The organism is Psychrobacter sp. CX16 (assembly GCF_057396245.1).
In genome coordinates, this window is sequence record NZ_JBXYJF010000001.1 from 1 (window position 1) to 14,328 (window position 14,328).

Consider the following 14,328-nt stretch of genomic DNA (forward strand, 5'->3'; position numbering starts at 1 on the left):
GAACAACATTAGACCGTCTATGACAGATGGCTATGACTGTTATCAAAATGCTTTAGCTGAACGCGTTAATGGCATTTTAAAGGATGAGTTTTTAATTCATCAGTGTAATACGTTAGATGAGCTAAGAGTGCTCGTTGATGAGTCGGTTTATATTTATAATCATATGAGACCGCATTTGAGTTTGAATATGAGAACGCCTTTCGAGTTTCATCAAAGTTATGGGTGTTCTGCATAGAAAAAACCAGATACACGGGGTATCTGGCTTGTTTTAAATCATCAACCTATTTTAGGACGAGACACTACGTATAGAAGAAGATAAGTTAAAGGAAATAATTTAGCTGAGTCTCAGACCAATAATTGCTGGGATACCTTGACGGATGACTTCAATCGTGACCACCCCTTCTGTCGGAAGTTGACTCAATGCCTTCTGAAAGTCCTCTATATTAGTGATTGGCCTTTGATGAAGGTTGGTAATAACATCTCCTGGGCGAATACCTGCACGTGCTGCAAGCCCTGTTGGATCGACCTCTGTGACCAGTACGCCTTCACCGCCAAGCTTCGCTAAGCTTGCCTCAGGCAATGCCTGAATACGTAGGCCTAAGCGTACTTGGCTGTTATTAGCCTTAGTCATGGTATCAGACGTCACATCACTTGGCGCGACTTCAAGCTTACCTGAGATACGTCTGACTTTGCCGCCACGCAAAATTTGTGCAGTAAAGCTGTCACCTGGCTTAGAGCGGTTGATTTGGTTAATCAAGTCATTGGCTTCTAACACATTACGGCCATTAAACTGGGTAATAATATCGCCTGATTGTAAGCCCGCCGCTTCTGCAGGTGACTTTGAAGATACTTTAATCACTAGAGCACCTTGTGGCTTACTTAAGCCATAGGCTTCGGCTAGATTGCGGTCGATATCTTGTGGGAATAGACCCAAATAAGCACGGGTTACTTCGCCATTTTGTTTTAATTGCTGATAGATATCCATCGCCGCATTAATGGGAATAGAGAACGACAGACCCATATAGCCACCGGTACCACTAAATATACGCGAGTTAATACCTATTACCTCACCTTTGCGGTTAAACAACGGGCCGCCCGAGTTACCTGGGTTTAACGCCACATCAGTTTGAATAAAAGGCACACTGGTATCACGTGAGAAGTTACGTGATTTGGCACTGACGATACCTGCAGAGGCAGAATAGTCAAAACCAAATGGAGAACCAATTGCCAGTACCGGCTCGCCTACTTTTAGTAAGGTAGAATCGCCAGTTGGTAATGACGGATACGTCTTACCAGGTTGTGGCTTGACTTTTAACACTGCCACGTCCGAACGCTCATCACTACCAACTAAAGTCGCATCCAGCTCGGTACGGTCATTTAAGGTGACTGTGATTTTATCAGCACCAGCAATCACATGATGGTTGGTTAGTAAATAACCATCAGCGGTCACAAAGAAGCCGGTACCGTAATTATATTCGATGGCAGGGGCGGTTTGTGCGCCCGGTATGCGAATACGGTTACCGAAGAATTGACGTAATAGCTCAGCAGTTTGCGCTTTGGCCAACTCTTCTTGACTGACTTGCTTAACCACGTTAACGCGGACCACACCTGGGGTCACTTGCTCGACTAGGTCAGAGAAGTCAGCAGCGACCACAGCGGCCTGAGCAGAGGTAGGCATGGTAGAGGCAGCAACCACAGCGCTACTCACCGCTAATCCGCCAATACCAGCGCTAACGCCGATTGCGCTTAGGGTTAATAATGAACTTGCTCCTAAGGCTTTCAAAGCAGCCTGTCCTTTTTTGAGTATAGGACTAAAAGCTGCTTTATTATCTTGATTCGTATGTGTTTTTCTCATTTGTCTCGCCAAGTTATTTGGCTCCATGTTATTCACTGTTGTATCCTCCAAGAGTACTTTCCTTTAAATAGTCTGTTATCTGCTGCGCCTAACGACTTTATCAGCGCTCAGACGTATATGCTCATGATCTTTATAATCAATTACTTTGATAAAATTAACAAGTATGCAGACCTCGCCTTACTCTTTTATACCAGAGTTTTAACACACTCTGATTGCACGCGTTTGTAATTTTGGTAAATAGTTTCCTATTAATAGCCAATATTCACATCGACTGCCATTACCATTAAGACATTCTTGATGACGTGTAGAGCAGATACAATCCACTTTTGTATTTCGTGATATCATAACACGCAGTGAATCATCGATTTTAATCATTGCACTAATTACTTACCGCATTATTTATCACCGTATTGGCAGAATAATTACGAGCATTAGGTTATCAGCTTAGATAGGATACCTGTCTTGATAATTAGTTGGATAACTCGCTTATTGATAAACTGAGTGTACAAATAATCTTTCTTAAGTGCTGACAATAGATTAAAATCGACTGATGACTGTTATTGAACAACAAAACAGCTGCCCGAAAAAGCCTAGTCATGACTAGGCTTTTTTTTACAGTACGTCTTTTTAATAGCCATATTTGAGCCATATCCATCGGATAGTCATCAATATTTATTATAATAATAAAGCACGTGCGTCTACCATTAGATAATGGGTTAGCTGACACAAAATGATATCGTGATGATGTCTTGCAAACACAAGGAAAACTTCATGGATACCGCCTTATTACTATCTGGCGTGGTCGGGCTTGGCATTGCAGCTCAGTGGCTTGCTTGGTACTTAAAACAGCCGTCCATCTTATTTTTATTACTTATCGGCATCTTCGTTGGTCCTGTGATGGGCTACTTTGATCCTGATGCTGTGCTCGGCGACTTGCTGTTCCCGTTCATCTCCCTCGGTGTGGCCATCATTTTATTTGAAGGCTCATTGACCTTAGAGTTTGAGGAGATTAAGCAACACGGTAAAGTGGTACAAATGTTGGTCTCCTTAGGTGTGGTTATCACCATTGCGGTGGTGGCACTTTCCACTTACCTATTATTCGATGTCGATCCGCTGATTGCCCTATTATTTGGCTCCTTGGTGTGTGTGACCGGCCCAACGGTAATCATGCCGCTGCTGCGCAGTGTGCGTCCGAATAAGACCATCTCCAACATCTTGAAGTGGGAAGGTATTATTATCGACCCTGTGGGCGCCATCGCAGTGGTTTTGGTATACGAATACATCATCTCAGGCGGTGAGGCGAACAGTATCTTCTTGTTTGCTGAAATCGTCATTATCGCGACCATTATCGGTATGTTTGGTGCCTTTGTACTGGCAAACCTGATCAAGCGCCATATGATTCCTGAGTTTTTGCATAACGTCTTTACCTTGGCATTTGTGCTGTTGTTATTCTCTTTATCTAACCATTTAGAACACGAATCAGGCTTATTGGCCGTGACCGTAATGGGTGTTGCCCTAGCTAATTGGAAAGGCTTCCCACGTGAGCAGATTTTAGAGTTCAACGAATCGTTAACGGTTCTGCTTATCTCGGTTCTGTTCATTGTATTGGCCGCCCGTGTACAGCTTGATAGCTTATTAAGCGTTGGCTTTAGTGGCCTTGTGCTATTGGCAATTGTCATGTTTATCGCACGTCCATTATCGGTATGGGCATCAGCAATGGGGTCGAATTTGAAGACCTCTGAGAAGATGATGATTAGCTGGATTGGCCCACGTGGTATTGTTGCCGCGGCAATCTCATCACTGTTTGCGATTCGTCTACAAGAGTATGACATCCAAGGGGTTGAGCTACTGGTACCACTGGTATTTATGGTGATTATCGGTACGGTCTTGATTCAAGGCTTGGGTGCTAAAATCGTCGGTAACTTGCTTGGTGTACGTGAGCCTGCCAGTAACGGCGTGCTTATTGTCGGCTCAAACCCAGTGGCATTAAAAGTCGCTGAATCGCTGCAAGAACAAGGCTTTGATGTATTGGTTGCACATAACAACTACACCAATATTGCCAAAGCACGTATGGCCGGTCTACGCACTTATTTTGGTAACCCAATCTCAGACCATGCAGACCGTCACTTAGACTTGATTGGTATTGGTCATTTATTTGCGATGAGTACCGACAAAGAGATGAATACGCTGTCGGAGCTGCATTACCGTCATGAGTTTGGTGAACAAAAAATCTATCGCCTTAAATTCAGTGATGATAAGTCTAAAAATGAGCGTGAAAAGAAACGCTCGCACTTCGAATCACGTTGGTTGTTTGGTAAAGATGTGACCTACACCAAGATGGCCAGTATGCTGTCGAAAAAGGCCCGTATTAAGATTACCAATATTACCGACAGCTACAGCTATAGCCAGTATCGTGCGGATAATAAGCAGTTTGTGCCGTTATATACCATTGATAAAGAGGGCCATCTTAACGTCATTACTGACAGCTTCGAAAATGAGATTCCACGTGACCATAAGCTGGTTGCACTGGTTATCGAAGGTGAGGTTCAGCCAAAAGAAGTCGATGTGACGCAAAAACAAAATGAAGCGCGTGCTTTGGCAGACTCACAGTTTGAGGCGACCTCAAAAGCGCCAGAGAAGCGTAAGCAAAAGACGCTGCTTGATGTGCGTGACCCTATGTATGATGACGATAAAAAGTCAGATACTAAAGCGGATACCGCAACTAAGCCAAAAGCGGAGACTGCTGCTGCACCGGAAACGGCCGCTACGACAGATGATAAGTCTAAAGCTACGCTAATGCCGACACCTGCTACTCAGCTTGAAGCCGACTTAGCAAGCAAGCTTGAAAAATCGCTTGAGAAACAAACCGAAGCGTCTAGCAAGAATAAGAACACCTCGGTTAAATCACTACAGTCGCAAGCCAATGGTAACTCGCAAGCCCCGAAACAAGCCGATGGCTCACTAGATCCAGAGCGCCTACCAGACACGCAAGCACGCAAAAATGAAGCTGATAAGAAGTCGTGAGTTAGTGATCGCCCTTAAAGTTATCGTTAAACCGTTACCGTAAACAAGGGCAGCCCATGGGCTGCCCTTGTTGTTGTCTGTCTCTATAGTTAGCGAAGTCTAACATGGTTATAAGGCAACTGAGCGCAATTACAAGCGTAGGTTTAGCGGGTTAACACCGTAACCGTTTAGTAGGCCACTAACTCTACCAGACAAACTAATTAAACTTATAACGCACTCACTACATCCCAAATACGCTCAGCAACTTGCGTCTCATCGCCGCTAGCATCTACACGCTGAATACGGCTAAGATTGTTCTGATACTGCTCGCTAAAGCCCTGATAAACCCGCTCAAAAAAAGCCACCGCTTCTTGTTCAAAACGGTCGGCTGCGCCACGTTTACCGGCACGGCGCATGCCCTCTTCTACCGGCAAATCTAGCCACAATGTGGCATCGGGCAAACGTGGTACAAACTGCGTCACTAATGTCTCAATTTTGCACAGCACCTCAGGGTTAGCAAAGCCGCGGCCATAACCTTGATAGGCAACCGTAGAATCAATAAAGCGGTCGCAGACCACCCACTTACCGTCCCTAAGCGCTGGCAAAATAACGTGATTCAAATGGTCGCTTCGTGCCGCAAACATCAGTAGCAGCTCGGTATCATCATCAATCTTGGTATCAGTGTCTAGTAACAGGCCGCGTAGCTGCTCTGCAAAGGGACTGCCCCCTGGTTCACGAGTACGCACATAATCAATGGCTTCTGCCTCTAATCGAGCGCACAGGCTATTGATAGCAGTGGTCTTACCCACGCCCTCTGTGCCCTCAAAACTAATAAATTTACCTTGCCCAGTTACCGCCGCTGATGTCATGCTTCCCCCCACCTAATCTGCTAATTAATTGCTATTTTTTTCACGCATTACTTTGAGATATTCTTGCACCGCGCGGTTGTGCTCAGCATAGGTCTTGGTAAATTTATGTCCGCCATTACCAGTGGCCACAAAGTACAACGCATCACTGTCTGCAGGGTGCATTGCCGCTTCAATTGAGGCATGTGAAGGCAGTGCGATAGGTGTTGGCGGCAAGCCGTCGATTTGGTAGGTATTATAGGCGGTCTTCTCATCGATATCGGCGCGGCGAATATTACCGTCATAACGATGACCCATACCATAGATAATGGTTGGGTCTGTCTGCAAACGCATGCCTTTATTCAGACGGTTGACAAATACCGCTGACACCAATTCACGCTCTGATGGCACGCTGGTTTCTTTTTCGATAATAGAGGCCATAATTAGCGCCTCGTAAGGTGAGTCATACGGTAAATCATCGGCACGATTGGCCCACGCTTTATCTAGTGCCTCACGCTGACTTTTATATAAATCAGTCAAAATCTGCTTGTCGGTCGCACCCTTAGCATAATGATAAGTGTCAGGGGTAAACCAACCTTCTAAATTATCCGAAAACTCGCCATCTGGCGTAGTGGCATCAATCTCTAATAGATTTTTGAAATTATCTTTGGGCGTGCCATCGGCATTGAGTACTGTCAGCTCAACGCCTTCGGTCGCCGCTAGAGCACGATATAAATCGGCAGCAGTTTTACCCTCAATAATCTGCACCACGACCATATCCATCTTCTGCCCTTCTTGAAACGCATCAATTAACTGCTTCAAGCTTGGGTTCTCAGGGACCTCGTAAGTGCCGGCATGTAGCGGCGCATCGACACTGGTCTTAATATACAACTTGGCAATCATCGATGAGAACATGGGCACATCTTGTTGAAACTGTGGCAAGAAGCCGTAATAGCTCTGCCCCTCTTCCACCACCAAATCCCCGCCTGACTGATTGGAGTGACCAAATAAGGTCTGATACCCCATGGCAGCGATAAATAGCAAAATCAGTCCTAGCACCAGTAATACCTGATAGCCGCGATTGCTACGTGGCTCAGGCGCTTTATGCGGCTCCGCTTTGGCATCACACACTAAAGACACGTCGGTTTTCGGCATATGCTCTGTCTCGATATGCGGTGGTTGCTGGGTTTCAGGCGGAGTACTCGAATTATTATCAGGTTTTTGAATATTTGGTTCGCTCATAGCCACTCACGAGGTAAAAGTTTGGCTAGAATTTAGCACTCTCTGCACTTATATTCAATGGGGATTAGGCATCTGGTCTTAGTTTTATCTTCATAGAGTAAAAGCATATATCCTTACCTAAGATTTGAGTCCTTATTATTTGCTATAATACTGAGCTATTTGATTTCCAAAGTAGGCGCAGCTAATGGCGAAACCGTTTATAAAATGGGTGGGTGGTAAAAGCCAACTTATACCTGAGATTACAAACAGACTCCCTGACTATATCAAAGTGGGTCAACCTTACCAATACGTTGAGCCTTTTGTTGGTAGTGCTGCTGTCGCTCTACACTTGCTAGATAGCCCAAACCCGCCTACCAAGGTTATATTGAGTGACATTAATGCTGATTTAATTAACTTATACGAGGTGGTTCAGTCGCATCCTCAGAAACTATTGAACTACCTTCAAACGCTTCAATATGAATATGACCAATTAGAAGATAAAGAAGCTAAAAAGCCTTACTACTATGCAAAACGAGAAGAATTCAACCTCAGAGACACTGATGCTATAAAACATGCAGGCTTATTTATGTTCTTGAATAGAGCAGGTTTTAATGGGCTATATCGCGTGAACAGTAAAAACAAATTTAATGTGCCTATTGGTAGCTATAAACAGCCAAAATTTGCTTTTGAAGAGGTTATTTATAGGTGTTCTGAGTTACTTCAAAATGCCGAGATTCTTAATATGAGCTTTGAGGACACGATACAGACAGCTCAAGATGCCAATATTGAGCAACTATCAACCTTTGTCTATCTTGACCCTCCTTATAAACCACTAAGCGAGTCATCTAGCTTTACGTCATATGCCAAAGATAGCTTCAATGATGATGACCAAAGAAAGCTCAAACAAACATGTGACCTATTGCATAAACAGGGATATCAATGGCTTCTTAGCAATTCAGACACCACTAACTTGGATCCTGAAAACAAGTTTTTTGATGAATTATATTCAGAATATAATATTGAACGTGTCTCTGCAGGAAGAAGCATAAACTCAAAGGGCAGCAAACGCGGCAAAATTAATGAGTTACTGATTAGGAATTATTAGAGAATAGCAATACTTGGAATAGATTTTTCTTGAATTGCTATCATGAACTCTTTTTTGAAATAAAAGGCAAAACCCTTATTAGATACATTACGACCTAAGTATTGGGAATATATTGGATGATAAGGTTTGCTATCTTTGGTCCTGATCTGAATATATTGACCACTAACTGTGTGTAACATGCCATCTTCAGTATCATTCATCAAATTATGAACCTTCTGTTTTATAAGCTCAAAATCATTGTCTAAAATATTTTTTAGACTTTCATCATCCCTAAGATCTAAATAATAAGCTGGTAGAAAATACCATTCCTCTTCTTTGTTTCCCTTAACAGCTGGTACATATAAAATACTTTCTATTTTCTGATATAGGTGAGTTTCATGAAACTTTTTATCACTATAAAATAATTCATCAAACTGTCTACCTACTTGGGTAATAGCCATAGTTTCCATAGGTTTGCCATCAGGGTAAGACTTATTAGTTTTTAGCTCACCATTATCAAAGTCTCTAATTTGGTTTGATAAAGTTAAACCTAATAACTTTTCTAAAAACTGCCCAGCAAAACCTTTGTTTTTTTTAATACTTGCAAGATCAATAGGTTCAGCTAACATTTCATGATTTTTTAAGTCTCCAAACTTGATATTGTAAAACTTTGGTAATACTTTAAAAGCCTCTTCAATCTTCATTTTAGTCCTCTACGTTAAATAGTTCCGACAAACTCATACCAAACGTTTTAGCAAACACCTCTATGTTAAGCAGCGAGGGATTTCGCTCTCCACGCTCAATCATCCCCACATAATTACGATGAAAGCCCGCCATCTCAGCCAATTGTTCTTGGCTAAGTCCACGCTCTTTACGTAAAGCTCGAATGCGTTGTCCGAATTTAATTAAAATTGGTTCTTTCATTTGCTTTATTCTCGAGAGTTCGTTAGACTTTAACTACACACAATAAGTGTCATTTTTAAATCGGGTAAATACTTACACTAAGGTTCTGCTATGCTTAATATCGAAAATATCACTATTAATATTCAGCAAACACCCACTCAAAACGTACCTGATGAAAATTTAGGCTCACAGAGTCCTGTAGTAGTAAGAGACGAGTTAGTTAATACCTTAAGAATAATCAGTGAAGATCCTAGGTTTCTTGGCCAACAGGTTCTAATCCCTGAAGACTGTGAACAATATGGCTTCGCAGAAGGTACATTCGATCTCCCAACACTGCTCCATTTTTTAGCAGATATGTTGGAATAACATATGCAAACTCCATATTTTCAAAGCAATAATAAAGACTTCACTCTTTATCAAGGTGACTGTTTGTCAGCGCTTGATAATGCTAGCCAACCAATAAATATGATTTTCGCTGATCCTCCCTATTTCTTATCTAATGACGGTCTAACCGTTAAAAATGGCAAGGTTCAATCCGTTAATAAAGGGAAATGGGATAAATTTACAACAGATACTGAGACTTATGACTTTACCTATGAGTGGTTAGCTAAAGCTCGTGAAAAAATGGCAGATAACGCGACTATTTGGATAAGTGGCACACACCATAATATATTCACCCTAGGCACTATATTGCCGCAGCTCGGATTTAAAATACTTAATGTGATTACTTGGGAAAAAACAAATCCACCACCTAATTTCTCATGCCGCTTTTTTACACACTCTACTGAATTTATTATCTGGGCAAGAAAACACCCTAAAGTTCCACATTATTTTGACTACGATCTCATGAAAAAGCTTAATAACGATAAACAAATGAAAGATGTATGGCGTCTGCCAGCTATCGGTAAATGGGAGAAAGGCTGTGGAAAGCATCCTACGCAAAAGCCTTTAGCGCTTCTTGCCCAAATGATATTAGCATCTACTAAAAAAGATGACTTAATTCTTGATCCATTTACAGGTTCTTCAACGACTGGTATTGCGGCTAACGTACTTGAGAGAAACTTTATTGGAATAGATAAAGAAGACGAGTTTATGAAACTAAGCGAAGACCGGTATCACGATTTACAACAAGAAGGGCGTAAACCGTTTTTTAAACAACATTTTAATCGCTTACTAAATAAGGCTCTATAGACAACCCCAACCGCTGATTATCCACAATCAGCTCACTCACCGGTATCACGCCACGTACCGCATTACAAAAGAACAAGGATTTTATATTACCCAAATCCTCGTCTCGCAGGCTACGCAGTATCACCGGATATTCTGTGGCCTCAAGCTTATCCATAATCGCTTGGCGCATGGTGCCGCGCACCCCTGAGGATTCAATAGGCGGAGTAAACCATTGCTTATCAAGCATTTGCTCATCTAAATAATCGCAGTCACGTTCAGAGTCACGTTTTAACTGATAAAACACATTACTCATCACCCCTTCAACCCAGTGACCTGCCATATCACTGACCAAACCTTCTGCGACTTCAGGATGCATTATCTTAACACGCTCAAGCTCGCCGGCAATCATCACACCATCTAATCGGTTGAGACTTTTAAGACCAGCAATAGGCCGTGGCAGCGATGCAAGCTGCGCGCTCAAGCAAATAGCGGTTATCGGTGATTGTTGTAGGATAATCGCTTGAGAGGTGAGCTTATTTTGAGAGTCCGGCGATTGTGCTTGGGTCAGAAAATCTGCGTATTGAGTAGATAAAGGCGCACTGGGCATGACGCCCATCCAGACCAAGGCCTGATTATGTTGCAAATTATCAGAGTACGCATAGCCGCGTAAGCTTTGGGTAGGACGCGAGACGATAATCTTGATAATACCGTGCTCAATATCATCCGCAAATGCGGTCGCCGCTTGCCACAGCGTTGATTGTGCGTCTGCACTCAAATAAAGATGCAAAGCCTCACAGTGACTACGAATTCGAGCTTGATGATAAGCTAGACCGAGTATCTGACCTTGATAAACCCCAATCGTGGTAAAAAAACCATCACCATAGGCCAAACCACGTAAGGTCGGCAGAAATAAGGCGGGGTAAGACGCTGATGTCTCGGGGTTGTCTGAGTTTGTATTTAAATCTATCGAATCAGCGCCACCAAAAAAAGCCATGCCGGCATCGCTGAGGTGATACCAAGTCATGACTTTAGACATAAAACAACCCTTTAGAGCAGTAGATAAAACCGAACCAATAAACACCAGTTAAACAACGAGCAACTCGTTATTCTCTATTCCTCTTTATCCAAAATCAACATACAGCTATAAAACTCGCATTTTGCCAACTCTACCGTATGGTCTGATATTTGCTTGTTTTTAACAATTTGCCCAGACAGGATATTGGCAACCAATTGACCGCCTTGCTCGCCCATCAGTGCAGTAGCAGCTTTATAGACCTTTTTGGCGTGCTCGATACTGGTTTGTTTTTCGCTATCTGAATCGGTCGGATTAGCATAATACCAGCCAAATTCTAGGTAATCTTGTGAGTCTATAATATCCAAATAGGGCTCTTCACCTTTCATAAAGCGGTATTTGACCGCCGTATTACTGGCATAATCTAGGCTATTCTCATCGGTGACGGTGACTTTGCCAAATATTTGCTGCAAAGCATCCAAGTTATCCGTAGTTAACGGCTCTCCGGTATACGCTTCCCAGTTTTGCACATCGTAGCTGACTGGTCGGTGCTCGACCACTGCCCCATCAGCATCATCACGGCCTTTACCTAATACAGCCGCCTCTTCTGCGTCACCTTGCTCAACTACTTGTTGCTCTGCGTCCTCATCGACGACGGTATTAGCAGGCTCGGAGTTCGAATTGCTACAAGCAGTTAGCATTAGCCCTGCAGCCAAGCTCAGTGCGCCTATACGTGATAGAACCGAGCGGCTAGATAAATTGCGACTAACGTTTGTTGACTTATTTGAAATCATGCTGAAAATCATTCACGCACACCTTTTACTTATATTCCAATATCGTTACCAACCTTAGTAACTTGTTGATGATGCCTTTATAGTAAGACCATCACCCTGACTACCACTGAGCAATTGCCAAATAGGCTCATCTCATTCTATCCTTTAAACGAACCCCTAGTTTATCCAAAAGCCCTGCTATTGCATAGTGAAAAAAGCACGCAAAGGGCTTTAAATCTTACTGAGGACTCTCGCTATGTTGGCGCCTTTGTTATAGTAGCCTTGCTAACTACCACAATAATCGATAAAAATAGAGCAAAATACACCGTAACTGCCCTCATAATGCCTATGCCTATATCAATATAGCAGCAACGCCGTGTTGATAACAATAAGACGCAGCGTATTATCCATAAAACAGCATACTAATAAAGAGTGACTTATGACCCAAGCAGCCAGACAACATTTCGTGGTAATCGGTAATCCGATTGCACACAGCAAATCGCCTGACATTCACGAGGCTTTTGCTAAGCAAGCAAACCTTCATATTAAATACGCACGCCAGTATTGTCCAGATGATGCCGACAGCTTTCAAGCGGTTGTTGATGCTTTTTTTAATGGTGGCGGCGTGGGTGCTAACGTGACTGTACCTTTTAAACAAGTCGCTTATGATTTATGCCAACAGCGCGCCGGCGTATCACAGCATGCGGCAGTAGCCGGTGCGGTGAATACCCTGAGGCTAAAAGACGGGCAGCTTTATGGTGATAATACCGATGGCCAAGGGCTGGTTAATCATTTGCAGCAATTAGGCTGGCCACTTGAGCGTGCAAAAGTTGCCCTGTTAGGAGCAGGCGGTGCTTCTCGCGGCGTGGTATTGCCGTTAATTGAGGCCGGTGTTATACAATTAAGTATCGCCAACCGCACGGTTAGTAAAGCTGACGCTTTAGTGAGCGAGCTGCGTGCCGCAAGTCCACTGATTGATAATATCGACATCTCAAGCCATGCGCTTGATGAGCTACAAGGTGACTTCGATATTATTATAAATGCCACATCGATTGGGCTGTCTGGTGAGATGTTGCCCTTAGCTGATAATTTAAGCGCCAAATATGCTTATGACATGATGTATGGTCGCAATCTGCCCTTTTTAAACCATTTTAAGGCAAAAGGTGCGCAAATATCTGAAGGTTATGGCATGTTGCTTGGTCAAGCGGCACTTAGCTTTGAGAGATGGACCGGCGTTCAGGTGAGTACGGATATTTAAACGGCATCTTAAAGACTAAATAATAAGCATCTGGTTATTAGTAAACTCCACGTCACTGGCCAGAGGCACAACCTTTTTAGGCCTTTCGCTGCATAATCTTAGCTTCAAAGGTGGTGAGCGGACGTCTGAACCAGACCGAGTGCATCACCACGCCGCCGATTAACGCCAAGGTACAGCCAAGTACCGTATCCCAAAAACGGGCTTGGATAATGCCTTGATGGCTCAGTGCATTTGCAGCAGTCACAGCATAATCACGGCCGTACTCAGCAATAAAAATCGTCAATGGGGTAATCATCACCACCGCTAAGGCATAGTGGCGCACCACCATCGACTCAATCCAGATAAACATTAAGAATAACGCAATCACTACCCCAATAGGTTGTAGCGGTAAGGTTAATAAAACCCCTGCAACCAACATCCCAATACCAGTGCCCAAAATACGATGGAACTGTTTGATCCACATGGTGCGCAGCTGCATACCCTGCATAATCACAAAGCAGCTCATTGGTACCCAATACGGATACGGCATATCAAACCATAAGGCCATTTCCATTGATAACGCCACAAAGGTAGTCACCACCACGCTATCGGTAATCATACCGTGCTCGTAGCCATGTCTACTTGGCGTACGCTCTGAGGACGGTCTAACGACAGTTAAGTTATACAGCAGTACCATAAACCAAGAAAATAGCGCCCCTGCTGTAACCACACCTACCTTTAAGGGTAACTGCTCCCAGCCCACCGGCATCAAAATAGCAATTACCGATGCCATCATGATAAACATGCCACTTGGCGGCGCTAAATGCAGATAACGCCCCAACATCACTATGGTAAAGGTCACCAGTACAAAGATAGGAAACCTAAATAAGGGCAAATTATGTGCCACAAGCCCAAGCGCAAAACTCATCACCATTATCATTACCACAAATAGCAGCTCACCTTGACGCTGCCATAAGTTACCGACACTGGGCTGATTAAGCACAATCATGGCACCAAGCGAGGCCAAGATACCCGTTGATAACTTATCGAGTAATAGTCCGGTTAATATTGACAAGGTAATGGTTACTGCGGTTATCAAAACCAGATGCCACGGCCGAGTAGTGCGCTGAATGGTGAGCAGATGATCGGCTTCACGTTTGGCAAGTTCTTTGATACGTGTTTTTTTATTTGGCATAGTCAGTGATGCGCTGTTGGTTTAAGTAAA

14 protein-coding genes are annotated in these 14,328 nt (G+C 43.4%); 6 read left to right on the top strand and 8 right to left on the bottom strand.

The features are described 5' to 3' along the window. On the top strand, positions 1-235 hold a 235-nt coding region (locus AC2SLM_RS00005; protein WP_486551188.1), incomplete at its 5' end, for an integrase core domain-containing protein. Positions 236-334: 99 nt separating this feature from the next. On the opposite strand, the gene AC2SLM_RS00010 is transcribed toward AC2SLM_RS00005, so the two are convergent. Then, positions 335-1,678, bottom strand: a complete 1,344-nt coding sequence (locus AC2SLM_RS00010) for a Do family serine endopeptidase (protein WP_486540217.1) — start codon at positions 1,676-1,678, stop codon at positions 335-337. A gap of 948 nt (positions 1,679-2,626) precedes the next feature. Here AC2SLM_RS00010 and AC2SLM_RS00015 point away from each other — a divergent pair. Continuing rightward, positions 2,627-4,879 carry a cation:proton antiporter domain-containing protein gene (locus AC2SLM_RS00015; RefSeq protein ID WP_486551190.1) on the top strand — a complete coding sequence of 751 codons (2,253 nt, stop codon included), beginning with the start codon at positions 2,627-2,629 and terminating at the stop codon, positions 4,877-4,879. 206 nt (positions 4,880-5,085) lie between these two features. Here the strand turns inward: AC2SLM_RS00015 and tmk are convergent, their stop codons facing one another. After that, entirely contained in the window at positions 5,086-5,727 is a 642-nt protein-coding gene (gene tmk / locus AC2SLM_RS00020; RefSeq protein WP_486551192.1) for a dTMP kinase, read from the bottom strand. Positions 5,728-5,751: 24 nt separating this feature from the next. Beyond that, entirely contained in the window at positions 5,752-6,945 is a 1,194-nt protein-coding gene (gene mltG / locus AC2SLM_RS00025) for an endolytic transglycosylase MltG (RefSeq protein ID WP_486551193.1), read from the bottom strand. 184 nt (positions 6,946-7,129) lie between these two features. On the opposite strand from mltG, the gene AC2SLM_RS00030 reads away from it, so the two are divergent. After that, positions 7,130-8,029 (top strand): DNA adenine methylase, encoded by a 900-nt coding sequence (locus tag AC2SLM_RS00030; protein WP_486551195.1) that lies wholly within the window; start codon positions 7,130-7,132, stop codon positions 8,027-8,029. On the opposite strand, the gene AC2SLM_RS00035 is transcribed toward AC2SLM_RS00030, so the two are convergent. Then, positions 8,026-8,712, bottom strand: coding sequence for a hypothetical protein (locus AC2SLM_RS00035; protein ID WP_486551197.1), 687 nt, complete (start codon positions 8,710-8,712; stop codon positions 8,026-8,028). The genes AC2SLM_RS00030 and AC2SLM_RS00035 overlap by 4 nt on opposite strands. 1 nt (position 8,713) lies before the next feature. Further along, positions 8,714-8,932 carry a helix-turn-helix domain-containing protein gene (locus AC2SLM_RS00040; protein ID WP_486551199.1) on the bottom strand — a complete coding sequence of 73 codons (219 nt, stop codon included), beginning with the start codon at positions 8,930-8,932 and terminating at the stop codon, positions 8,714-8,716. A gap of 90 nt (positions 8,933-9,022) precedes the next feature. Here AC2SLM_RS00040 and AC2SLM_RS00045 point away from each other — a divergent pair, with 90 nt between their 5' ends. Together AC2SLM_RS00045 and AC2SLM_RS00050 are read left to right on the top strand one after the other, a co-directional pair. Then, entirely contained in the window at positions 9,023-9,277 is a 255-nt protein-coding gene (locus AC2SLM_RS00045; protein ID WP_486551201.1) for a hypothetical protein, read from the top strand. Positions 9,278-9,280: 3 nt separating this feature from the next. Further along, entirely contained in the window at positions 9,281-10,102 is an 822-nt protein-coding gene (locus tag AC2SLM_RS00050) for a DNA-methyltransferase (RefSeq protein WP_486551202.1), read from the top strand. On the opposite strand, the gene AC2SLM_RS00055 is transcribed toward AC2SLM_RS00050, so the two are convergent. Together AC2SLM_RS00055 and AC2SLM_RS00060 are read right to left on the bottom strand one after the other, a co-directional pair. Further along, entirely contained in the window at positions 10,074-11,117 is a 1,044-nt protein-coding gene (locus AC2SLM_RS00055; RefSeq protein ID WP_486551203.1) for an aminotransferase class IV, read from the bottom strand. The genes AC2SLM_RS00050 and AC2SLM_RS00055 overlap by 29 nt on opposite strands. A 74-nt stretch (positions 11,118-11,191) precedes the next feature. Further along, positions 11,192-11,887 carry a hypothetical protein gene (locus tag AC2SLM_RS00060; RefSeq protein WP_486551205.1) on the bottom strand — a complete coding sequence of 232 codons (696 nt, stop codon included), beginning with the start codon at positions 11,885-11,887 and terminating at the stop codon, positions 11,192-11,194. Positions 11,888-12,305: 418 nt separating this feature from the next. Here AC2SLM_RS00060 and aroE point away from each other — a divergent pair, with 418 nt between their 5' ends. Beyond that, the gene (aroE, locus tag AC2SLM_RS00065; protein ID WP_486551206.1) at positions 12,306-13,124 is read left to right on the top strand and encodes a shikimate dehydrogenase; all 819 of its coding nucleotides are present in this window, start codon (positions 12,306-12,308) and stop codon (positions 13,122-13,124) included. Positions 13,125-13,200: 76 nt separating this feature from the next. On the opposite strand, the gene AC2SLM_RS00070 is transcribed toward aroE, so the two are convergent. After that, the gene (locus AC2SLM_RS00070) at positions 13,201-14,298 is read right to left on the bottom strand and encodes an FUSC family protein (protein WP_486551207.1); all 1,098 of its coding nucleotides are present in this window, start codon (positions 14,296-14,298) and stop codon (positions 13,201-13,203) included. Positions 14,299-14,328: the final 30 nt, after the last annotated feature.